The sequence below is a fragment of the Legionella worsleiensis genome, from assembly GCF_001467535.1.
GTDB classification, from domain to species: domain Bacteria; phylum Pseudomonadota; class Gammaproteobacteria; order Legionellales; family Legionellaceae; genus Legionella; species Legionella worsleiensis.
The window spans coordinates 1-23,651 of sequence record NZ_LNZC01000006.1 but is presented as its reverse complement, the minus strand read 5'-3'; the positions used below and the strand labels follow the sequence as shown (position 1 = coordinate 23,651).

Here is a 23,651-nt window from a genome sequence, read left to right as displayed (position 1 = left end):
TTACATCTTGAGTATTCGTATAAAAAAATTACACCCCCTACAACTTAAGCTAATAAAACCTTCAGAATTTACAGCTATAATAAAATTAGATTATTTTAAGAGCATACAATGACAACACTCACTGTATTTTGCTATGGAACTGGCGAAAATCGACGACAAACAAACAACATTATTACCCAGTTTTATAATGCCTGTTCTAACACGCAGGATACCATCTGTATCGATGGTCCTGGATTGTTGGGGACGGAGGTCAGAAGTCTTGCTAATAACGCTACGAATCAAATCATCAAATGGCTGCAAACGCAACCTGAGGATGCCCATGAAATTAATCTTACGGGCTACAGTCGTGGTGCTATAGCGTCCACATACATTGCCAATAACCTAAAGCGGGTTGAGTTGGCTTTGTTGAGAAAGGAACGCATTTTATCTCGACGTGGCAAAGAGCTTATTAGTACCAATAAAAAACTCCTAAATCAGCTGCAAAAAATCAATTTAAACCTCTTTCTCATGGATCCAGTTGCTGGAATGGGCAAAAAAGGCTCCATGGATGGACGCGTTATACCTGATAACGTTAAAAATTACGTCGCTGTATTGCAAATGGATGAAAGGCGCCGTGATTTTAAGCCACAGGATATGTCTCGTATCATCATCCAATCGCCAGAAAAGACCCAAGTATCCATCTTACCTATGTACGGTAATCATTCCGATGCTACAAAAATTAAAAGTGACGAAATGAATGCCGCACCTGAAATTCTCTGGTATTCATTACATCAATTTTTAACTGAACACGGCACAACCTTCACTGAAGCTCGAATTCCTCAGATTGTTTACCAAGACCACTACAAAGCGGCTCATGATATTCCGCCAATTAACTCGGCATCAGAGTTACTTCAATTATTCAGTACCTTACATGAAAAACGTGATGCCTACTTGCAATCAGGGAAGGAGATGCGTGCGCATGATGGGATTCCTGTACCAAGGGTGCAAAGAAGATTAAACAACCATCTTAATCTTTATGTTAAAAACCCGGAATTTTTTATTAATCAATTGGAACGTGAGCTTTTTAAAATCACTTATCCTAAAGTATTTAACTACTTATTCGAACAGAATCAATTTGACCTCCGCTTCCCGGAAGACAGTAGCTCAACCCAAGAGCAGATTGAAAAAGAACTGCACCGCTTAAAAACAGAGAATGAGAAACTCTTTCTTCGATTAGAATCTCGAGAAATACGTGAAGAAAACGGTGTTTTATCTGTAGGTGCTCCAGGAGGAACATATACTTTAGAGCCTTGTCTCACCCTGACACAATTATTTCCTAATTTTATAACCAACGATTTAATCAAACAAAAATTACCCAACAAACTGGCATCCCTGGAACAACAAAGCTATCGACTGGCGCTACAATACCAACGAGAAAAACCGTCCATAAAATTCTTTGCTAAAAGATCAAAAGATTGGCGAGCAAGCGATATACTCCAAAGAATTAATACGCTAATTGAGCATGAAAATCTCTGTGACGATGAAAAATACTTTCGCTTATTAGACATATTGGAAAAGCATTACAAACAAATGGTACAGGAAGCAAGTTCATCTGAACTAGCACTGATGCTTAGAGACCTTTTAGCACGTCATCAGCGTCATTTTGAAATTGTAGACCCTGGTATCACTCGAGCGCTGTTATCCACCGTTATTCACGCAGTACTGAGTCTGCTTAAAGAAGTAATCTCCTTTGCTGGAAATCTGGGCTACATTGGTGGTGGCGCATTATTTACACTAGGATTTGCCATAGAGGAGTTCGGTAGAAGAATAAATGAAATTATTGAGCCTCTAGGTTCTGACCCCTTAAAATACCTGCTTTGTGCCCTGGCATACACTATGCAAGGAACCGGATTTGCAATAAAAAACAGCTTCGGTTTGAAACCGCTAACAGCGTTTATCACCAGCGGCATCAGCTACATCAGAGACGCAGCCAATAAAGCAATCCTTGATATTAAGATTCAACCCAAGAATTCGACCCTAAGGGTTAAACAAACACTGCAAGAAATACATTCCCCAGATTCCACGGAAGACTCACCGTTAAATTCAGAAGACCAAGGCAACACCCTTTCTAACTAAATGCCTCTCCTGATTCAGCTGACTGATCGTTCAATCAACTTAATTAGAATAAGAAAATGCACTTCATTAATAATAATTATCAAAAAAAGCCACTTCAACTCAAAAATAATCAATAAAACACTTGAAATTTTATGTTAATCCGGTATGATTTCAGCCTCTTTAGGGCCGTTAGCTCAGTTGGTAGAGCAGGAGGCTTTTAACCTCTGTGTCATAGGTTCGAATCCTATACGGCCCACCAGTTTTATAAACTGATACCAACACAGTACTTAAAGAAAAGAATTACCCTGTAATGGGCCGTTAGCTCAGTTGGTAGAGCAGGAGGCTTTTAACCTCTGTGTCATAGGTTCGAATCCTATACGGCCCACCATTTTGGTCATTACGTCAAATTCAGGCCAAAATAAATAAAAACCACGATTAAAAACCCATTGCGCTCGTAGCTCAGCTGGATAGAGTACTTGGCTTCGAACCAAGGTGTCGGGGGTTCGAGTCCCTCCGAGCGCACCATTTAAAATCAAGGACTTAGCTCCAAATTGTGTCACTAAAACCCATTTACTGTGGCATAAACGTGTCATGAATTCGTTCTGCCGCCACTTTCAGGTGCTCACTTGAGAGATGTGCATAACGTAAAACCATCTCATAATTTGACCAGCCTCCAAGTTGTTGTAACTCATGTAAAGCTGTACCGTTTTGCACATGCCAACTAGCCCAGGTATGACGTAAATCATGCCAGCGAAAATTCTCTATTCCAGCTCTTGCCAAAGCCTTCTGCCATGCATGATTATTACAGCGAGTTACAGGCTTTCCCTGATATGTAAAAACATATATAGGGTTATTACCCTTCTGAGAAGAAATAATCGAAATAGCCTGCTTATTTAAAGGAACAGGAATAGCTCGGTTGGTTTTCGATTCTTCTGGATGAATAAGGGCATGCCCTTTTTCCAAATTAATCTGAGTCCATTTCAATTGAGTGACATTCGATTCGCGTAAACCTGTTGCTAAAGTAAACGCAGCCATATCTTTCAAATGCGATGGTAACTCTTTTAACAACCGTGTAACCTCTTCTTTTGTTAACCAGCGTATTCGTCTATTCTCTACTCTCCTCATACGAATCAGTGGCATGCTTTCCAACCATCCCCACTCTTTATGGGCACGAGTTAAAATAGCACGAAGAACTTCCAACACTCGATTGACTGTAGAAAGCGTAACACCTGCTTTTTCTTTTTTCTTTGCAATTGATTCGATTAAATTGCTGTCAATATCAGCCAATAAATACTTTTTTAGATAAGGATCAAGCCAAGATAAATGAATCTTATCTGTTTCCAGACTACGTTTATGTGCTGATTCTTCCAGCCATCGAATCACTGCATCCATCCATAATTTATTGGGAATAGAATTTACTATCTTTTCATTCCACAATTCATTTTTAAGTTGATCATGAAAACGCTGCGCATCTTGCCTTATCGTCGTCCCAGTGCTTTTGCGTACGCGCTTTCCTTTGTGGAAAATGTCTGTCCACCAGACCCCATCTCTTTTGTAGAGTGCCATATATCAATACTCCTTCTATTGACACCCTGCGATGCATCGCAAGTAGAGTACTTGTTTCTTATGTACATCACAAGATCTTGCTCTAAAAATATCCAACCCCTACCTATCTTTACAGCTGGAAGTTCACCAGATGCAGCCATTCGACGGATAGTTTCCCTGTGGGCTCCAAGAAATTCTGAAGCTTCTTCAATATTAAAAGTATTCATAAGCAACCCCAGTTATAAGCCAACCCCTCATGTTGTTTATGGATATTAATTTCGAGAATCAAAAGATAAAGCCTTACAAGTTCACGTTCAAATGAAACATTAGCAGGCATTAATTCATCAAAATATATTGTGCGTAATTGTCTTATCGAACAATGCAATAAATCAGCAATGTTTTTAAGACTGTAGTTTGTTGACTCTAATAGATAATTAATGATGTTCTTACAGATTTGTAGCCTAAAGTTATTTTCCACAACGAATACTCCTTTTCAACTTATTCTGTAGATAGCTACAGAAAACGCCTAAACATATTTTTTTATCTAAATCGGTTTGTTTATTTGTTACTGTTCATTCAACTTATGTGTATAATAAACGCTAGGTAAACATTACACACAAATATAAACGATAACGTTTATAATAAACAATTAAGTTTATTTTGCAAGGTTTTTATATGGATATAAAATTAAAAATAGGGTTAAGAATTAAAGAGGCGCGAAAAAACAAAAAACTAACCGCCGTGCAATTGGCCGAAGTTACTGGTTTTTCAGCGCAACGAATCAGTAATTGGGAAAGAGGAACAAGAACGCCCAGGTTTAAAGATGCAGAGATGCTCGGTAATGCATTGGGTGTTTCTCCAACATGGTTATTATTTTTAGATATTGACCACAAACCTATGAAGGATCATCCCTTCCAAACGATCCCTATAATCAATGTTTCATCTAAAATTGAAGGTTATCTCCCAATACCTTCATCAATTCAAGACAACATAACTCATGAAGATTTTGCATTTATCGTGCATGATAAAAGCATGTTCCCTATTTATAATATGGGTGACCTAGTTACTTTTTGTAAAGAAAAACAAAACCATTGCGATTTAGTGCTGATTCATATTAAAGCTACAGAAGAAAACTTATTTAGAAAAATAAGCTCTGAAGATAATACGTTTATATGCTCACCTATCAATCCAGACTGGCCACAAATTCGATTTGAATCGGCATCAATGTTTCAAATAATAGGTTGGGTAAAGAATGGAGCTAAAGTATTTTATTAGTTAATTAATAAAGAGCGTCCTGATTATAAACCATTGACTCATGGTATAGGGCGTGATGATTCTGGCGTTTTTCAGATATTTTATCATTGTTGGCAAAAACAGCCGGGATAACCCACACTTCATCGCTTCAACTCAGAACACGCTAAACGCCAATTGGTGTTGTTTTCTTCACCCCACCAATCCCTCGCAAGATCCAAATCCTCTTGCGTGAGAATTTCAAGGTCCCTGCCCTCGAATGGACTTTTTTCTATAAAGTGCATTTTTTGATAATCGTCGTCGGTCATAAATTTCTTAGGGAATCTAGCAAAAAGCTTACGCGCCGCCTCGTTGGCTTTAACGATACTCAGTTTATCATTCCCGTTAAAACGAATGCCGGCTGCCCGCATTTCATTTGACATGCGGAACTCAATAAAAGGCGGCGCAAGCGGGGCCTTTGTGCCCACCTTGACCCAATATGGATTCACAGATTTTGATTCAGCAGAATCTGGCTTCTTTTCGCACTTGATGCTAATTGCTGCAAGATAACGCAAGTCATCATTGACCATATCGCTGAAAGAATTGAGCAATTTTCCATCATTCCCATCCAAATCTTTTAGATAGGCTTCATTTTTGGCGATGGCTATCTTAAGAGGCTCCTCCTCTTGGCGATAATCTGATTTGATCGAAATCCGTGAAATCATTGCTTTCAGCTCAATGGCCGCTAAGGTTGTATGATGCTTATCAATTAATCGAAAAGTAATGATGGGTTTGGTTTCACCAGCTACTGTGACAGTGTCCGTCATTAAGAAAACAGGTATAACGTCCTTTTGTAAGACATCACGCCCTTTTTTAACTTTTTCTGCAACAAGGATCTTTGACATTCTTAATTGAGAAGGCCTTAGCATTGAGATTGGCACTTCAATAGTTTTCCCATTTAAACTGGCCTGGATCAATTCTTCTAACTCAATGGTAGATTTCAATGCCTTGTCCGCTGGCATCCCTTCATTAAATGCTATTCTTGTATTTTCCATCACCAGTTCGTCATCCTGAATCAACGCCCAAGCTGGCAGGACTAAGAAGAAATAGCAGACAAGCCCTGCTAAAAATTGCTTTGTGTTTCTCATCACCTATCCATTTTTCTATTATCATGACAAAAGCTCATGAAAAATCAATTCAATATTTCTAAAGTTACAGAATTTGCAGGTAAAACAAAATGAACCCATTCTCCCAACAATCAAAACGATTATTATTGATGCATAACGTATATTGGGATATCATGGTGATCCGCAGATGACCACCATCGTTTTTGTTGTCCGCCAAGAAATCTTAATTGTGAGAAAGCCCATGTTTGAATGGATTAAGAAAATATCCCAAGCTGTTGTACACTACTTTAGACCTGTGGACACTGACCAATCTATTCCCTTAACAGATGAAGAATCATTTGTTGGACTGTCTAAGGATACTGCTGATTTAATACCCATCAACTTAAACAGCAATAGCATGGAAGACATTGAATTAATTAATGAAGTCCCGGTGCCCAACCAAACCATAGCTGTAACCGATTTGGTTTCGCCTTATCAGGTCATAAAAGGCCTGGCTTCTTTTGTGCTATCAAAAGAAAACATCCCAAGAATCACAACCGCGGGTGTACTGACTGGATTAAATACGGGGTTTAATTTTCTAGCTCCCTATTTATTTGGTAAAGCGGTCGAATTATTAATGACTGATGAAGAATCTACAACCATCATGGGTGTTGAATTTTCTCGTGCTGCGCTTATCTCTTTCCTTGTTTCAGCCTATAGTGTATCCCAATTACTTCCAAAAATTCGCGACCAAATTTTGGTTCCGGTGACTGCGAATAATATCAAATCCGTTATTGTAAAAAGTACTGAACACTTGTTGAAGAAATCACTTAATTATCATGTAACCACCCCAATGCCGGATATGATTTATTTGATCCAAAAAGGCTTTTCTTTAGGTACCATCAGCACCCCATTGTTAACCCAAGTGGCACCCACAATATTGGAAATTGGAATTGCATGTGGAGTACTTTCAAATCTATATGGTATAGAGATAGGAGCAGGCCTTGCCGCTGTTCTCGTTTTATATACTGCTTATAGTGCAGCTACTGCAAAACCAATTATTAATGCATGCGAAGTGGAGTTGAGATTAGGAAATGAAGCATGGACAAAGTTTGATAGCGCTATTGCCCGTTATAAGACCATTCATGATTTTGGTAAGCTACAAGAAACAATGGATGAAATTAATTTAGCAATGACCAAAGCAACGACCGCAAGAATTAAGGCAACAAACCTGCCAGTTAAAGTGGGATATGGGAATATTGCATTATTACGTTTAAGTATGTTGCTTGGCGCTTTATATGTCGGACTACAAGTTAAAACCCGAAAATACACCGTTGAAGAGTTTATGGTTCTAGTGTCTTACTTAAATCAACTCTCTCAATTATTACCAGGATTTGGCGACGCCGTTAATCGATTATTTGCGTCTTACCCCGATTTAAAGTTCGTGTTTAAGGAATTACTCAAGCCCGATGAAGTGGTTGATTTACATCCGGATAAACCACTTAATATCACCTCAAATAAAGCCCCATCCATTGAATTTAAAAATGTTTCGTTTAGTTATCCTCCAAAACCAGGAAAAAAACAGAAGCATTTATTTAAAGATCTCTCATTTACTATAGAGCCAGGTGAAAAAGTAGCTTTTGTTAGTCGAAGTGGCGCTGGTAAAACAACCATTTTCAATTTGCTGTATCGATTTTATAATCCATCAAGTGGAAGCATAAAAATTAATGGGCAAGATATTTCCGAGCTAAGTTTGAATTCTTTGCGATCAAATATTGCATTATTAGGGCAAAATCCTAATTTATTCAAAGGAACACTCCGAGATAATATTCGTTTTGGTGCATTACACCCCGAGGAAGTGACTGATGAAATGATTTGGGAACTTGCTCGATTTGCTAATTTGGATGATTTTCTTCAGTCGTTAAAAATTGATCCGGAGCTTGAGAAAAAAGTATCTGATAGTGACGATGAAAATAACTCCGATTCGAAAATGGAGGTATTGGATACAGACACTATTGAAGATAATGTTTTAGATACAGACGTTGGTGAAAATGGTAAGACCTTATCTGGTGGACAACAACAAAAAGTAGCCATATTAAGAGGGTTACTAAAAAATAGCCCTATTCGACTTTTAGATGAAATTACAGCTCCCTTTGACAGTCATTCTGCAACTAAGGTTCTGCAATCTATTTCTAAAGCGTGTGATGGTAAGACCACCTTAATGATTACTCATAAATTAACTGAGGCTCAATTCGTTGATAAAATTATTGTTATTGATGAGGGGCGCGCTATAGCACAAGGAACTCATACTCAATTAATGAATACCTGTAAGCTGTATCAAGAGTTGTGGAATGCCTATACCTCTTCACACGCCGATGCTTTACAACAAAATAATACAGAGTCCCCCTCTTCCTCGAGGAAGATGTTGGATAAACTTGGAACTAAACCTAAGGATATTTCCCCTATTATGGATGAATCGAAGGAGGATAATAATTTAGGTTATGCTTTCAATTTACTAAATAATAAGAGTTCTTCAAAGAAACCGGATGATAGTAAAAATGAAGAAGACATGAGTTTGGATCTATAAGGAGGAGATGTTCTCTATTTTCCGTTCGCGTTTTCTAAAAATTGCATCAGGGAACTCTACTAAAATAGCAAACGTAGCCCGTATTAGCCCTAGGCGTAATACGGGTGCCTGAATTACGTTTGTGCTTCTGTTTCCCGTATTACGCCTACGGCTAATACGGGCTACGTCATTGTTTATCTGGCAAAAAACCACCTACTTGGGCATCCCATAAGGTTTTATATAAGCCCCTGCTCTTAAGTAATTCCTTATGTGTACCATCTTCGACAATATGCCCTTTATCAAATACCAAAATTCTGTCCATGTGCAGAAGAGTAGACAGGCGATGAGCAATGACCAGGGTTGTTTTACCTTGCATCAACTCCCAGAGACTGTCTTGAATATTCGATTCTGTGATGGAATCCAGCTGAGAGGTGGCCTCATCAAGCATTAAAATGGGAGCATTTTTCAATATAGCCCGGGCAATCGCAATGCGCTGGCGCTGACCGCCCGAAAGCTTAACCCCACGCTCTCCCACTAAGGCTTCATAAGCTTCTGGCAATTGGCTAATGAATTCATGAGCATGTGCTTTTTGAGCCGCTTCAATCACTTCTTCATCCGTAGCATCCGTCCTACCATAGCGTATGTTATCCATTAAGCTTCGATGAAAAAGAGTTGGGTCTTGTGGAATCATCGCAATGGATCGTCTTAGAACGTCTTGAGTGACGTAAGCTATGTCTTGACCATCAATCAGAATTTGGCCTTCCACGACATCATAGAGTCTTAAAATCAAATTTACAAAAGTTGTTTTACCACTACCTGAGTACCCTACCAAACCTACTTTTTGGCCTGCTTCAATCGTCACCGACTTATTTTGAAAAAGCGAATAGGTGCCTTGATAATGAAATTTAACTTTGGAAAACTCAATTTGACCTTGAGGTACGACTAATTGGCATGCTTGACTTATATCCTTGATGTCGTGCGGTACAACCAATGCGTTTAGACTTTGTTTGCATTTACCTAAGGCTTGGTTAAATTGATCCACTTGGTACATGGTGTACCACATCATATGGCCCAATTCCATGGAAAGCCCCAGGATTAAAGCAAAATCACCAATACTAATAAGCCCCTTTCCATACAAATGAATTAAAGTAAATGCGGAACACCCCATCATCGCTGCAATCATTCCACCTTGAACACAGCATAACAAAACAATAAAGAGCTCTTTTTTTTGAAATGCATTTTGCACCAATTGAAAGAAACGATTCATTCGCTCTACTTCATAAGTCTTTTGTGCAAAAATGCGTATATTCGATTGGTTAGACAAACTATCTACCAGTTGGCCAGACAGCTGGGATTCTGAACTTGCGTGATCATCAGACAACTCGACTAAGCGTCTTGACATCCAAATACTAAACGTTGCAAAGGCAATAAACCAGAGTAACAAAATGTAAAAGAACATGACATTGACGTAATATGCCGTAATAAATGAAACGATCAGCAATGAAGTGCCTCGAAGAAAATCAACAGACACACGATGTAGAATAATCTCAATATTATCGGCAAGGGTTGTGATTTGATCGGAAATACGCCCCGATAAATTATCCTGAAAAAATTGCGTGCTAGATCCCAACACATACTCAAAGGTTTGCCTGATGATTTGGTTTTTGATGACCGCCTCATATTTGTAGTTTAAAAACCCAAGTGTCCGCCAGGTTATATTATCAAAAATAATAAAGTTCAAAACCAATAATCCAGCTATCCAATACAAAGAGGACGTATCTGGAGTTGATTTTGCAACCAAGGCATTAATAAAGGACTTAACCAACAGGCTATTAAATGGCCCCCAAAATCCAGCCAGTAAAGCCAGCAGGATAAATAAAATAACTACAGCTTTATACTCTTTCAAAAAATGCCAGACAAAAGAGCTCAAATGACTAGGTAAACGATTAGTGTTCATGTTTAATTACCTCTAAATTTGCATCATTGAAACGATGTATCGTCCCCTGTTGAATCTGATACTCGGTTTCAATGTGAATTGATTTTAAAAAGTCCTTATCATGTGAAATGACCAGCATGGCTCCTGGGAACTCGCGTAATACCTCAATAATATGGGTGCGTGTGTCTAGATCCACATTATTGGTTATCTCATCTAATATAAGTAACTTAGGTGGACTTGCAGCAATCAATGCCAAAGAAAGCCTTGCCTTTTCACCACCTGAAAGATTTTTGACTTTTATTTCTACTTCCTCATTTTTGCGAAATAAAAAATCATTTAAGTGAGTACGAATTTCAGCATGCGATGCATGAGGCATCTTATTCATCATCAAATCCAATACGGTTTCCTCTGGGTTCAAATGCTGATAATGCTGATCGAGGTACCCTACAGTGCTGCATTTAGGAGTAATCCATTCTCCTGTCCTATGAATTTGAATATCACCTAAAAGTGCTCTCACAAAGGTTGACTTACCTGAAGCATTATCCCCATGCAATGCAACCCGTTCTTGAGCATTTAGGTGAAACTGGACATCTTTCAGAATCAAGCGGCCACTCTCGTAAGCAATAGAAGCATCTTGAATCCTTATTAAAGGTTTATTATGCTCCAAACCGTTTAATTTAAATTTTGGTTTAATGATTTCGGGTTGATGGAGCGAAGATAGCTCATCCATCAACTGCTGCTTTTTAAGGTTAATGTGACTTAGGCGTTTATCTCCCGTTGTTATGGCATTGGCCAGTTTTGTTTGAGAACGAATTGTTGGCCACTTGCGCTGTGCTATCTTCTTTTTACCCTGGATGCGCGAACGCTTGTTGCGCTCTTGCTCTTTCATTAACGCAAGATGAGCCTCTTTCTTTTGTCGCGATAAACTTGTTAATTCTTGCTCTAGGGATGTTTTTTTACTCCGTAAGATTTGTTGATAGTCAAAGTAAGCGCCTCTAAATACAGTGACTTTTCCGAACTCAATATGCCACAGGGTATCCGCTACCGCATGAATTAACTCAGCATCATGAGTAACAATGATAAGGGTGCCTGGGTGGTGTTTCAGCATATGCATTAAAGAGCTACGATTGCGGCTATCCAGGTGATTGGTTGGTTCATCCAACAACAGAACATTCGGATGTTTAGACAATATCGTTGTTAATAGCTGGTTCAACCGTTGACCACCACTTAAGCTCGGAAACTCCTCAATCACTTGCGGCAGATAACCACATTGCACATCATCCGGTTGGACAATATCTCCTTCCGTCGGCAAGGAAAGGCCACAGAGCATCTTTAGTAAGGTCGATTTACCTGATCCATTACGACCAATAAGTGCAATGCGATCACCAAAGCGAATTTCACCACTAAAGGCTTCAAAACAGGTTTTGTGAGGATAGATAAGACTTAAGTCTTTAAATAGAATCGGTTTATGGTTCATGATTTACTCTTAAGCATGTCTTTTAGGACAGTAAAAAAACAGAAAGTCAAAAATGACTTTGTTTACTTCGCCCTATAGATGGGCGTACTTAAAATGTAATTTTCATGACGGTCGAAACCTAGCTTTTGATTTGTAATATAACTAACATCGTATTTTAAATTAAAAAAGCTAAGAATGTCAAGGTTAAAAGTTATCCATAATTAATAAAGAGCGTCCTAGATTTACAATCATTAAGATTTCATAATTTGAAAACCCCTTTTTCAGAACAAGCTTTTTTAAAGAGATCCCTAATATATCGGATAATGTAACAAGATTGTGTTCTGTACTGCTTAAGATTGTATCAATAACCTGAGTCGCAATACGCTCTCCATTAATAACCTGTTCACTTACAATCTTCATGATTAAAATCCTTATTACGACAACAACAACGTACTTTACTTATTTGACAAGCTTGATTTGATTAGAGCATAATATGTTTGTCATTTATATCATTAAAATCTTTGGCAAATACGCATTTTAGTTCAAAATAAAAAGCAACTTAATTAATAAAAAGACTAATATGGATTTTTGTAGGAATTTTACTAGAGTTTGTTGGGATGAAATTAGAGAGGAAGTAAAACGCTCTAATCCTGAGTTTTTTTTCTTGGTCGATGAAATCGCGCCAGGAAAAGATTTCCCACTTTATATTTTTAACTTTGGATATGGTGATTTAATTGGTGATTCTGAAACTTTTTATATTCCGCACCAAGGAAAGCTTCAAACCCTTAATAATTTTTCATCTCAAGAACCAATTACTAAAGACCTCATTTATGGATTTCACAGTTGTCCATTAGGTCTTGTATTAGATAAGTGCTTTGAATGGTACTTAAGAGGTGATTCAGAAAATGAAACGCATCCTGTTTACATAGATAAAAAAGGGGATTTTTTTAACATTGGGCATGTAACCCAGATAAAACCACTTAAACGATACTTGCCTAATGGCATATTGTCTGTAAAAGCTGGGGCACAAACCACTCTTGTAATACAAAATATTGGATGCAAAAGAAGCCATAATCGTCTTATTCGATCTGGAATTGATTGCACCATCCCCAATTCATACCATGATCACAGTGAGTTTTTTAAACGAATTTACCAATCTTGCCCTGCTGAAAGTAAATGGAGGGCCTCTATTGTTTACTTCTCTGAAAAATGGATAGATAACATTGTTAATAATCCTGAGTGGATCAATATTAATAAATATTTCTTTAAGTATTATCTACATTATTATGCTTACACCTACTATGGGGACTATTATCAACATATTTTTAGGGTTGCTTTTGATAAGTCAAATTTAGAACGAGATTTTTTTATTCAAGATACCGCTAAATATATCTTTGAAATTCTCATAGGTGAAAAATATGGGTTTTCGTTTACCAATACCGATGAGTTCTTGCCTGCATCATGGATAGGCTACGTTTTAAAAGACATTTATAAGCTAAAAACAGAACCGTCTATATTAATACCTAAAAAACATGTTGAAAAAAATCCAGTATATTTTTCGCTTCAACATCCTATTTTTAGACCATATCAAGGGTTGTCCAGAAAAAGAGCGACTCTAATTTCTGAGCTTGAAAATATGAAAATCGTTACAAATAAATATAAAGAACTATTTTCCTCTAATCATGAAGAATGGGCTGGTACAATTCTTGAAGAAAAAGCCAAAAAAGCTCAATTTGTTTATTACCATGGGTTTGAGAATAAAAAAAATTGGCTTTCGGACATTCATCATTTATTAAAAAATGATTCTGGAGTGCATCATTTAAGCAATGACACTTTTTGTCAAGATGCGCCTTTTTTTAAAGGATGCATCTCAATAAACAGCTTCTAATCGCTGTGCTCTTTTAGAATTAAATACTAAGAAAGCACTCATGAAACAAAGCAAAGAAGATATTGTCCAAGCACTTTGGGCATTGAAATAATACATTGCTACTCCTGATATGAGTGGGCCAATCATCATGCCTAATGCATATGCGCTGCGCCACGCCCCTATACCTAGGCCACTGTGGTTAGAGCTTCCATATTGATGACATAATGCAACGGAGTACGCCATAAACAACATTTCACCAAGAGTAAATACTAAAAGCGAACAAAACATTCCTAGTATTGTAGAAGAGAGGCCCATAGCAAACGTTGACGCCCCTAATAAAATACAGCCGATACAAGCAACTATATGTTTATTGAATCGCTCAATCCTTTTTGATAATTTTACTTGAAATAATGCGATTAAAATGGGATCGGTTGCGAAAAAAAATCCAATGATTAAAGAATTTCCTATTGTTTCGTTTAAGTGAATCCCTAGTACTGTTTTTTGTATCCCATAAGTTAAACCGATGCAAAATACTGAAAATAACATTGGAATAAGCGAGCTATAGACTGTCTCAATTTCTTCTTTATTACTGGATTTTGTAGCCACATCATGATTGCTGATTTCTAATTTTAAAAATAACTATTGAAAACAATATCAAAGTAACGCCGACCAAAGTCATTGCTAATTTAAAATGATTTTGCGCTAAAAGCATTATCAAAACCATTGCCACAATACCACCAGTATTTTCAAGTGCATTTTTATAGGATTGGGCAATCGTTAAACTGTGATTGTTATTTTTTGAAATCTGCAAGAAAGATGAGTTACTGCAAGTGATGAACAAATTGATCCCAAATCCCATTAACAATACAAAGACAACAGATAAATGAAAAGAACTTACTTTTGCTAGAATAACAAATGCAACGCCCATGAGTAAGAAACTTGCCCCAATTATACCCTTTGCTTGTGCTTTTCCCGTAACGTATCCACCACATATACTGCCCAAAATAGCTCCAATCCCCATTGCAAAACCTAAGAAGCCTATATTTAATTTATTAAAATTGGTGCTTACACTAAAAAAATACGCAATATGGTAAGATAGGCCGCCTCCAATAGCCTCTATAAAAGAAAGAGCCAATAATAATTTACAAGTGACTGGTAAATCCCTAAAAGAAAACCCTACTTTAGAAGAGCTGACTGTTGAGCTCATTGTAATCCCTCACATTAAATAAAAATTAGATACGTCCACTAACTATGCCACTTGATTTAATAACCTTAATGCATCAGAACTCGGCATTCGTTGTATTTTATCGGGAGGAATATACAAAGTAGATAGTGTTGTTAACTCTTGCCTATCAAGTTGCTCTAAATCAAATTCAGATATCTTTGGATGAGTACCAGGATAAAGAGCAGCTTCGTAAATAACCGCTTTTTTTTCTTTTTTATAGAGTTCGATTAATTTTTTTTTAATAAAATTAAGAGCCTCAAAATTGATTTTATTTGTTGGTAAACCCAGATTTCCAACCATACCAATCTGGTAAATTACTACATGAGAAGAAGGATCTACTACTTTATCATATAGAAGATATTCCGTAGCATCAAAGGATTGGATACCTCCAGATGCGGGATCAAACCTAAGATCGGCATATAAACAATCTTGAGTTGAAATACCAGGGCACACCACTGTTGTAATGCTATCACCAAGCATAGACAAAGCGAGCAAGCCAGGAGTAGCAAACACACATGGATGACCATATATAACAACACATAATGATCGTACATCTTCTATCGCGCTATGAATATATTGTGCAATATTATTATAAGCACTTTCTCTTGATTTAGAGTTAAAGTATATTTCATCCAGTGACTCTGATGATTTCGCTAATTTACGAATATAGCGCTCTAGCAAGGGTTCATTAACTAAGTAGATTACCTTATCACAAGTAGAAATATATCCTTTTGCTTCTTCTGTAATATGAGCTATTGTTTTAATTCCAGTACCAACTAACGCTACAACTTTCACTTAAATCCTTATTTGGTCACTGGAAAAACATGGCTCATATCCGGATACGGGATCACATGGCTCATATCCGAAAAATTCTTTTTATCAGTGATTAACTCCCTGATCTTATGTGTATCTGAGTTTTTATATGATTCAACCAAGCTTTTACTTAAAACCCAATCCTCTAAAACCACTGTATCAAGGAGTGGATTTTTCACCAATGCCTCAACTGCATCTAATAATTCCATAGTCCCTCCAAAATTTGGTAATCAAAATTTTGCACTATTTATTTTATAAAAATTTAAATCATTATCCTATCAAAAATCAACCATTATCAAGAAATCTTTTATTTCAAATAACATGTCAGTGCATACAATCTCATTACGAATTGACTCACATTATTCCACAAATGTATGTTTTTTTGAACACAAATTATTTTGCGCTTGCCTCAATGTCTACTGTTTTTTTACTTCCTAAATTATTTAATGTTATCCTCTTCGATCATATGATAATAATCAATAAGGACTCTATTTGACGAGTTTACAGATAATATCCCATTTTTTTCCATTTTTTTGGCCGAAAAATAACTTTAAAAAAAAGTTTCGGGTCATATTTTCATTATTTTTGGTTTTCACAACACTCGCCTTAAATTTAATTGTACCCATTTTTTTTAAAGATATAGTAACTGCATTATCCGGTACGATAATGACATCGAGCATGATGATTATCTTGCTGATCTGCTGTTATGGATTACTCTGGATGCTGGCAAGATGCAGTGAAAAAATTCGCGAGATGCTTACTTTTGTAAACATAAGTACAACAATTGCGGATTATAGTACTCATGTCTTTGCACATCTTCATACTTTAAATTACAAATTTCACCTGGATAAGGAAACCGGAAAAATAACCAGCGCTATCAGTCGCGCACAGCTTGCAATCGCGATGCTTATCTCGAACATATTGTTTCGAATTGCTCCGGTTTTTTTAGAAATTCTCTTCGCTTTTTTAATCATCTGGCACTTCTATGGATTAAACTATGGGTTCTATTTAGTTATTATTTTGGCACTCTATCTTGTTTTTAATGGATTCACTCAAAAAAAATCCACAGTCCTGCAAAAAAATTGTAGTATTGCTGAATTAAATGTAAGTTCCGCAATTACCGACAGCCTACTCAACACAGAAACCGTAAAATATTACAACAGCCAGACCGTAGAACATCAAAAAATTGACCAATTTTTACAAAAAAGCGTGCAAGCAAATACAGCATTATTTAGTGGAATGGGGATGTTTTTGGTACTACAAACACTCATTATTGCGGGTGGTCTTGCCTTTTTGTCCTATAAAGTAGGGTACCAAATTTTAATTGGACAGTTAAAATTGGGTGACTTTGTCCTGATTAACGGCTATTTATTACAGTTATTTGAACCTTTAAGCGAAGCAAGTGTGCGTTGGCGAGATACCAAAAATGATTTATCCAAAATAGAATATTCAGCCTATTTATTAGAGCAAACCGATGAAGTGGAACAAAACCACCCTGATGCAAAACCTTTATCCATTACCGGCCCGCATGTTCACTTTAAAAACGTCACTTTCGGTTACCAACCGGAACACCCCATCTTAAAAAATGTAAGCTTCGAAGTTCCACCCGCAAAGATGACAGCTATTGTGGGACCCAGTGGCTCGGGTAAATCAACGATTGCACGATTATTGCTGGGATTATTTGAAGTCACTCAGGGACAAATACTCATAGATGACCAGGATATTACTGCTGTGAGCAAGCATTCATTACGCCAACAAATCGGAATTGTTCCACAAGAAGTTCTACTCTTCAACAATACGTTGAGGTTTAATCTCTGCTACGGTGCTCTAAATATCTCCGAGCGTGAAATCAATAACGTAATCCAACTGGCGCACTTGGAAGAGATGGTAAAAAACCTCCCCAAAGGAATTGAAACCAACATCGGTGAAGGGGGTTTTAAATTATCAGGAGGAGAACGCCAGAGGATTGGAATAGCAAGATGTTTATTACGCAACCCGATTATTTTGTTATTTGATGAAGCAACCGCATCGCTCGACACGCAGACTGAAAAAAATATCCAGGAAAATATTGAGGAAGTTACAAAACATACCACCAGTATAGTCATTGCACATCGTTTGAGTACGATTATTCATGCTGATAACATTCTTGTTTTACAAGACGGAGAAATCGTAGAAGCTGGAACGCATCAAGAATTAATCGAGAAAAAGGGATTATATTACTCCATGTGGAATAGCCAGCAGCAAAAGAGTGCATCATGATGAATGAAAGTTTACCCAGCATTAAAGAAACTATCTACTATCTTTGGCCTTGCGTTTGGACAAAGAACAGCCTAAGAGGAAAAATTCACGTTGTCTTGGCTCTCTTATTTATATTGATTTCCATTGCACTAAATTTGTGTGTCCCCATTTTTTTAAAAGAAGCCATTAATGCACTCTCTGGACATGCCCTATTTTTAAACAGCACCCCTTTAGTCATCATTCTGACTTATGCATCGGTTTGGGGTGCATCCAAAGCTTGTATCACCCTCAGTCAAGTAATAGCTTTTCCTGTAGAATTAGAAGGGGCGAGAAAATTTTGTTTAGAACTTTTTGATCACGTACAAGCGCTTTCCACAAAATTTCATAGAGAACGTAAATCAGGCGAAATTCTTACAATCATAGAACGTTCACACTCGTCTGCTGTTGATCTTATTGGTCGACCTATTGTGATGATATTGCCGGTTCTTATAGAAATAATTTTTGCTATGATTTTTTTGAGCTATTTTTATGATCTTTTTTTTGGATTGGTTCTATTGTTGATGCTGGTTTCTTATATCTTGCTAAGCTATTACACCGCTCAATGGATTGTAAAATGCAGAATGAAGCAAAACAATGAAGATGCATCTGCAAACGCCTATCTGGTGGAAAGCCTGTTGCATGCGGATACCGTGAAATATTTTAATACCCAACAGGATGAAATCAATACAGCTGCTCAAAAATTACAAGAAAAGGCCCATGCAGATACTCGAGCATTAAATGCCGATGCAAAAATTCATCTTATGCAAAATGTCATTGTTGGTATGTGTGTTATTATTATGCTCTTACTTGCTGGCAGCCGAGTCATTGCAGGGACCATGAATGTCGGAGATTTTGTACTGGTCCATGGCTATTTATTCATGTTCATGCTGCCATTATCCATGCTAGGCTATCGAATTCGTGTTACCCGAGATGATTTAGCTCGTTTTCAAACCGCGATTCAGTTGCTGAAAATTCCTATCGATATTCAAGACCAACCGAATGCCAGAACACTTAAGTACAAAGAAGGAAAAATACAATTTGAGCACGTCCATTTTGCTTATAATGAACATCGGAAAATTCTTGATGACCTTAGCTTTATAGTTGAACCCGGTACCACTACTGCAATCGTTGGATCCTCAGGATCCGGCAAATCCACTCTCGCAAGATTAATCTTTCGGCTTTACGATTTGAATTCGGGGAGTATTCAGATTGATGGGCAAAATATTAGCAATATCCAACATGCATCACTCAGAGCAATACTCGGTATCGTTCCTCAGGAAACTGCTTTATTCAATGATACCTTAAAAAATAACCTGATATATGGAAATCCGCATGTCACTCATGATGAATTGACGGATGCAATACAAGCAGTACATCTTGACAGGTTCGTGACAAAACTGCCTGATGGGTTAGAAACCAGAGTTGGTGAGCGCGGATTAAAATTGTCTGGTGGCGAAAAACAGCGAGTGGCCATCGCTAGAATGCTGCTTAAAAAACCTAAAATTTTTATTTTTGATGAAGCAACATCTTCACTGGATATGAAAACAGAGAAAGACATTCAGACCTGTCTCAAACAGATATCGATCAACACAACAACACTTATTATTGCCCATAGGCTTTCTACAGTAACACATGCAGATAATATTCTGGTACTCGCTAATGGTGTGATTATTGAGCAAGGTACCCACAATGAACTATTAAATCAAAATGGTGCCTATGCTCAATTGTGGAAAGCCCAAAGTCAAAATAAAATTGACACTGGGTCTATTAATAGATTTGTTCCTTAGCTCATTATCCTCCGAAAAATACCTCTATATTTTGAGGAGGATAATGCTTGCTTATGCTGTAACACTAATGGAGGCGGCATTATGAATATAAAACAAAACGACACATCAACCACTCCCCCTATTTTATATGGTACAGCATGGAAAGAAGATGACACAAAACGATTGGTGCTCCAGGCACTCAACTCAGGATTTCGAGGGATTGATACTGCCAATCAACGTAGGCATTATTTTGAAGAAGCCGTGGGTGATGCAATTAATCAATTTTTAACAACTAGTCAAAAAACACGCAGTGATTTATTTCTACAAACAAAATTTACCTCTGTACATGGCCAAGATCATAGAAAACCTTATGATGAATTTGATTCATTGACCAACCAGGTCAAGCAATCCTTTGCAAGCTCACTCGAGCATTTACAGACAGACTACATTGACGCCTATATACTTCATGGCCCTTCACTATCTCATGGAATAATCGATGCAGATTTAGAAATTTGGCAGGCCATGGAAGAGCTGGTGTGTAGTAGAAAGGTAAAGTTTCTCGGCATTTCTAACGTTAATATGGCACAAGTTGAAGAACTATATAGAAAAGTCTCTATAAAGCCATCGTTTATACAAAATAGATGTTTCGCCATAACACAATGGGATCAAGACGTTAGGACATTTAGTCAAAAAAACAAGATTATCTATCAAGGATTTTCTTTGCTCACTGCGAATCAGCCGTATTTATTAAACCCTTACATGCAATCACTTGCTGTAAAATATGATAAAACCATCCCGCAAATTATATTTCGCTTTGCAAACCAAGTGGGGATATTGCCTTTAACCGGCACTACAAATCAACAACACATGGATAATGATTTAAACATATATGACTTTGAGCTTTTACAAGAAGAAATTCAATATATAGAAAATATAGGGTTATAAGTGAACCAATATGACCATTAAAATTGAAACACCAAGGATGCTTTTGCGTTTAATTAAGGATGAGGACTTAGATCAAGTTGCTCAGCTTCATGCAGACCGAGAAGTTAGGAAATTCTTTCCTGATGGAACACAAGATCGCGAGCAAACTAAGCGAAGAATAAAACAGATTATGAACCTTTATGGAGACAAAGGATTGCCTGGTTTTGTTATATTCAATAAGGTGACTCATGAATTCATTGGACGATGTGGATTTGGGCCAATTGAAACAGGGGAAATTGAAGTTGGATACCTTATTGTAAGAAAATTTTGGGGTATGGGTTATGCATCTGAAGCACTAGAGGCACTTCTTGAGTGGAGTAAAATAAATATCAATTCTGATTATATTATTGCTTTTGCGCCACTCAAACATAGTGCATCACATCGAGTAATGGAGAAGTGTGGTATGGAATATTATAAAGATGATCTTGGTCATGGTGTTGAATGTAAATTTTATCGTTCCATAAATAAATAATTTATAAAACAGGTTAATTAGCATGACAAAAATTACGACAGATGAAGCCGCGTTAAAATTAGCTGTACTTATTGATGCTGATAATGCTCGAGCAGTAATTATTGATGGTCTTTTAACTGAGATTGCTGGTTATGGAGATGCTATCGTAAGGAGAATTTATGGCGATTTCACCTTACCATCAAGCGCACAATGGAAAAAGGTATTGCATAAATACGCTATAAAACCAATACAGCAATTTGCTTTTACTTCTGGAAAAAATGCAACGGATAGTGCGCTTATTATTGATGCTATGGATCTACTTTATACGCATCGTTTTGGTGGTTTTTGTATCGTGTCAAGTGATAGTGATTTTACAAGTCTTGCTAACCGTATTCGTGAAGAAGGGTTGCAAGTTTTTGGATTTGGAGAGAAAAAAACACCAGAGGCATTTCGTAATGCCTGCAATAAATTCATTTTCACTGAAGTACTTCGCCCTGTAGCACCACCTGATCAATCAATTAGTCAGTCAAAAAAGAGAAAGCAGCCTGTTAAACAAGCGAAAGCTAATGAACCCTCAGCACAAGAATTTCCAAAAGAATTTATTCTGGAAGCATTAAATAACTCATACGATGATACTGGTTGGGCATACATAGGAACATTTGGTGGCTATTTAACTAAGTTAAAACCAGACTTTGATTCCAGGCTTTATGGTTTCAAAAAGCTGAGTGATTTGGTTAAAGGAAAACCGGAGATTTTTGAAACAGAAGAACGAGTCAATCCTGGATCGAACACAAAAGTTTTATATTTACGTGGTAGACAATAATAACGTGGAAATGATTAATGAATCTATTAGAAAAAATTGCAGCATTAGAAAATGAAGCTGCTGAATTTGGTTTTCAGTGGGAAACGACCGATCAGATTATGACTCAAATCCAAAGTGAGTGTATTGAAGTCGATGAGCATTTAAAAGCAGGAATTAATGATAACTCATCTGCTTTGCAGGAAGAAATAGGTGACCTATTGCATGCCGTGTATTCACTGTGTGTATTTTGTAAATTAGATCCCAAAGATACACTACAACAAACCTTAGAAAAATTTGAGCGGCGGCTTCGCGCTGTCAAAATGATTGCTCATGAAAAGAAACTCATTAATTTGGAAGGACAAACTTTTGATGAGTTGATGTCTATCTGGAAACAAGCAAAGAATAGAGTGGGTTAAACCGGGTGATCGTAATGTAAATTGATAGCTGAAATTTAGATTCGGCATTAAATCACAAACACGCAATTGATCCGCGCTTAATAAAAAATAGTCAGATTCACATAAAACTTGATCTGAGAATTAATGAACAAGACAACTCTAAAAAAGAAAACAGCACACCTTTCGCAACAGGTTGCAGTATGTGTAACTCGTTGTATTTATTGAAAATAAAGCCATATTTTCAAAGGGAGACTGCAAAACTTTAAATATTGGCTAATTAGTAATCAAAAAACAGTATGCAAATGTGCATCAAATTTAAAGTTGATGTGCATATTGTCTGATGCAGATCTGCATACTACCAGTAGTAACCAGTTGAAATATATAGCCTAATATGATCTAATTATAATTAGGGTTGGCGTGCACGGATGCATCAGCCAGACATCCAACATCATCGCAAAAAGAGGTTATATTATGGCTCGAATTACTGTTACCTTACCTGACAATCTTCATGAACAGGTGCTTAAAATAGCAGGTAAAGAGAATGACTCGCTCTCTTATACGACAACTAGGCTTGTTGAAATTGGACTCATGGTCATGAACACCAAGGCTGAAAATAAAGATGAGAAAAAAGCCAGTGACATCGAAGAGTATTGCCAAAAATTAATTATTCAGATTAATGGCATTGTTAAAGAAATTGCCGTTGATAAATTTAATTTTGATAATGATAAAATCGCTCAAATTACCAATGACACCCTGAACAAATTTAATAAGGTCAAAGGCATCCAACAGGAATCTTTATAATCATGCAATCTAAAAAATAGATATGTTGTAATCCCTGTGTCATTCAGCGTGCTAAAGGGACCGCGGATCAGGGGCTAATGGGACCATCTAAAAAGGCTAGCTCCGCCTATCAAACGGCTCATTATTTTACTTAAATTATACCTCCTTTTTATCTTTTTGCTTTTTCATTTCTTCTCGTTCTCCTCTAAAACTTGGACCATCCAAAGTTACCCTGTAAGCATTGTGACGAAGGCGATCTATTGTTGCAGCTGCAAGTTGTGTATTCCGGAGCGAAATGATCACCAATTCCGGCCGCATTTGATCGCAGATTCCGGAAACACTTGATCAGAGATTCCGG

General features: G+C 37.2%; 22 protein-coding genes and 3 tRNA genes. 14 read left to right on the top strand and 11 right to left on the bottom strand.

The window, feature by feature from the left end; genetic code table 11:
• Window positions 1-108 precede the first annotated feature (108 nt).
• The 4 genes from Lwor_RS03890 (at window position 109) to Lwor_RS03875 (ending at window position 2,619) form a co-directional block, all read left to right on the top strand.
• Window positions 109-2,115, top strand: a complete 2,007-nt coding sequence (locus Lwor_RS03890; protein ID WP_058492599.1) for a DUF5621 domain-containing protein — start codon at window positions 109-111, stop codon at window positions 2,113-2,115.
• A gap of 162 nt (window positions 2,116-2,277) precedes the next feature.
• Window positions 2,278-2,353, top strand: a tRNA-Lys gene (locus Lwor_RS03885).
• A 53-nt stretch (window positions 2,354-2,406) separates the two neighbouring features.
• Window positions 2,407-2,482 (top strand) — tRNA-Lys (locus Lwor_RS03880).
• 60 nt (window positions 2,483-2,542) lie between these two features.
• Window positions 2,543-2,619, top strand: a tRNA-Arg gene (locus Lwor_RS03875).
• A 45-nt stretch (window positions 2,620-2,664) separates the two neighbouring features.
• Here Lwor_RS03875 and Lwor_RS03870 read toward each other — a convergent pair.
• The 3 genes from Lwor_RS03870 to Lwor_RS03860 are packed head-to-tail and all read right to left on the bottom strand — an operon-like array spanning window position 2,665 to window position 4,117.
• Window positions 2,665-3,660, bottom strand: a complete 996-nt coding sequence (locus tag Lwor_RS03870) for a tyrosine-type recombinase/integrase (RefSeq protein ID WP_058492598.1) — start codon at window positions 3,658-3,660, stop codon at window positions 2,665-2,667.
• Window positions 3,573-3,866, bottom strand: a complete 294-nt coding sequence (locus tag Lwor_RS03865; protein WP_172458822.1) for a helix-turn-helix domain-containing protein — start codon at window positions 3,864-3,866, stop codon at window positions 3,573-3,575. The genes Lwor_RS03870 and Lwor_RS03865 overlap by 88 nt, the downstream gene beginning before the upstream one ends.
• A complete protein-coding gene (locus Lwor_RS03860) occupies window positions 3,863-4,117 on the bottom strand; it encodes a hypothetical protein (RefSeq protein WP_058492596.1) in 255 nt (84 codons plus the stop codon). The genes Lwor_RS03865 and Lwor_RS03860 overlap by 4 nt, the downstream gene beginning before the upstream one ends.
• Window positions 4,118-4,314: 197 nt before the next feature.
• Here Lwor_RS03860 and Lwor_RS03855 point away from each other — a divergent pair, with 197 nt between their 5' ends.
• A complete protein-coding gene (locus Lwor_RS03855; RefSeq protein ID WP_058492595.1) occupies window positions 4,315-4,914 on the top strand; it encodes a helix-turn-helix domain-containing protein in 600 nt (199 codons plus the stop codon).
• Window positions 4,915-5,033: 119 nt separating this feature from the next.
• Here Lwor_RS03855 and Lwor_RS03850 read toward each other — a convergent pair whose 3' ends face one another.
• Window positions 5,034-6,017 (bottom strand): ParB-like protein, encoded by a 984-nt coding sequence (locus tag Lwor_RS03850; RefSeq protein ID WP_058492594.1) that lies wholly within the window; start codon window positions 6,015-6,017, stop codon window positions 5,034-5,036.
• A 166-nt stretch (window positions 6,018-6,183) separates the two neighbouring features.
• Here Lwor_RS03850 and Lwor_RS03845 point away from each other — a divergent pair, with 166 nt between their 5' ends.
• Window positions 6,184-8,562: an ABC transporter ATP-binding protein gene (locus tag Lwor_RS03845; protein ID WP_058492593.1), complete on the top strand. Its 2,379-nt coding sequence runs from the start codon at window positions 6,184-6,186 to the stop codon at window positions 8,560-8,562.
• 166 nt (window positions 8,563-8,728) lie between these two features.
• Here the strand turns inward: Lwor_RS03845 and Lwor_RS03840 are convergent, their stop codons facing one another.
• The 3 genes from Lwor_RS03840 to Lwor_RS03830 all read right to left on the bottom strand — a co-directional run bounded on the left by Lwor_RS03840 (window position 8,729) and on the right by Lwor_RS03830 (window position 12,353).
• Window positions 8,729-10,498, bottom strand: coding sequence for an ABC transporter ATP-binding protein (locus Lwor_RS03840; RefSeq protein ID WP_058492592.1), 1,770 nt, complete (start codon window positions 10,496-10,498; stop codon window positions 8,729-8,731).
• Entirely contained in the window at window positions 10,488-11,954 is a 1,467-nt protein-coding gene (locus Lwor_RS03835; protein WP_058492591.1) for an ABC-F family ATP-binding cassette domain-containing protein, read from the bottom strand. Before Lwor_RS03835 ends, Lwor_RS03840 begins: the two co-directional genes overlap by 11 nt.
• A gap of 183 nt (window positions 11,955-12,137) precedes the next feature.
• Complete coding sequence (locus Lwor_RS03830) at window positions 12,138-12,353, bottom strand: hypothetical protein (protein WP_058492590.1); 216 nt, start codon at window positions 12,351-12,353, stop codon at window positions 12,138-12,140.
• A gap of 160 nt (window positions 12,354-12,513) precedes the next feature.
• On the opposite strand from Lwor_RS03830, the gene Lwor_RS03825 reads away from it, so the two are divergent.
• Window positions 12,514-13,821 (top strand): hypothetical protein, encoded by a 1,308-nt coding sequence (locus tag Lwor_RS03825; protein WP_058492589.1) that lies wholly within the window; start codon window positions 12,514-12,516, stop codon window positions 13,819-13,821.
• On the opposite strand, the gene Lwor_RS14065 is transcribed toward Lwor_RS03825, so the two are convergent.
• Genes Lwor_RS14065 through Lwor_RS03810 form a run of 4 tightly spaced genes read right to left on the bottom strand, consistent with a single transcriptional unit; the run spans window position 13,804 to window position 16,047 of the window.
• Window positions 13,804-14,406 (bottom strand): MFS transporter, encoded by a 603-nt coding sequence (locus Lwor_RS14065; protein ID WP_238584618.1) that lies wholly within the window; start codon window positions 14,404-14,406, stop codon window positions 13,804-13,806. The two genes, Lwor_RS03825 and Lwor_RS14065, sit on opposite strands and share 18 nt — an antisense overlap.
• A 1-nt stretch (window position 14,407) precedes the next feature.
• Entirely contained in the window at window positions 14,408-15,007 is a 600-nt protein-coding gene (locus Lwor_RS14060) for an MFS transporter (RefSeq protein ID WP_238584617.1), read from the bottom strand.
• A 42-nt stretch (window positions 15,008-15,049) separates the two neighbouring features.
• Window positions 15,050-15,820 (bottom strand): SAM-dependent methyltransferase, encoded by a 771-nt coding sequence (locus tag Lwor_RS03815; protein WP_058492588.1) that lies wholly within the window; start codon window positions 15,818-15,820, stop codon window positions 15,050-15,052.
• Between the two features lie 8 nt (window positions 15,821-15,828).
• Window positions 15,829-16,047, bottom strand: a complete 219-nt coding sequence (locus Lwor_RS03810; RefSeq protein ID WP_058492587.1) for a hypothetical protein — start codon at window positions 16,045-16,047, stop codon at window positions 15,829-15,831.
• 283 nt (window positions 16,048-16,330) lie between these two features.
• Here Lwor_RS03810 and Lwor_RS03805 point away from each other — a divergent pair, with 283 nt between their 5' ends.
• From Lwor_RS03805 to Lwor_RS03775, 7 genes are all read left to right on the top strand, one after another.
• The gene (locus Lwor_RS03805) at window positions 16,331-18,097 is read left to right on the top strand and encodes an ABCB family ABC transporter ATP-binding protein/permease (RefSeq protein WP_058492586.1); all 1,767 of its coding nucleotides are present in this window, start codon (window positions 16,331-16,333) and stop codon (window positions 18,095-18,097) included.
• On the top strand, window positions 18,094-19,902 hold the full coding sequence (locus Lwor_RS03800) for an ABCB family ABC transporter ATP-binding protein/permease (protein ID WP_058492585.1): 1,809 nt from the start codon (window positions 18,094-18,096) through the stop codon (window positions 19,900-19,902). Before Lwor_RS03805 ends, Lwor_RS03800 begins: the two co-directional genes overlap by 4 nt.
• 81 nt (window positions 19,903-19,983) lie before the next feature.
• Window positions 19,984-20,826, top strand: coding sequence for an aldo/keto reductase family protein (locus tag Lwor_RS03795; protein WP_058492584.1), 843 nt, complete (start codon window positions 19,984-19,986; stop codon window positions 20,824-20,826).
• Between the two features lie 10 nt (window positions 20,827-20,836).
• Window positions 20,837-21,337: a GNAT family N-acetyltransferase gene (locus Lwor_RS03790; RefSeq protein WP_058492583.1), complete on the top strand. Its 501-nt coding sequence runs from the start codon at window positions 20,837-20,839 to the stop codon at window positions 21,335-21,337.
• Window positions 21,338-21,359: 22 nt separating this feature from the next.
• Complete coding sequence (locus tag Lwor_RS03785; protein WP_058492582.1) at window positions 21,360-22,139, top strand: NYN domain-containing protein; 780 nt, start codon at window positions 21,360-21,362, stop codon at window positions 22,137-22,139.
• Between the two features lie 17 nt (window positions 22,140-22,156).
• On the top strand, window positions 22,157-22,534 hold the full coding sequence (locus Lwor_RS03780; RefSeq protein ID WP_058492581.1) for a MazG nucleotide pyrophosphohydrolase domain-containing protein: 378 nt from the start codon (window positions 22,157-22,159) through the stop codon (window positions 22,532-22,534).
• Between the two features lie 450 nt (window positions 22,535-22,984).
• On the top strand, window positions 22,985-23,314 hold the full coding sequence (locus Lwor_RS03775; RefSeq protein ID WP_238584616.1) for a hypothetical protein: 330 nt from the start codon (window positions 22,985-22,987) through the stop codon (window positions 23,312-23,314).
• The last annotated feature ends 337 nt before the right edge of the window (window positions 23,315-23,651 follow it).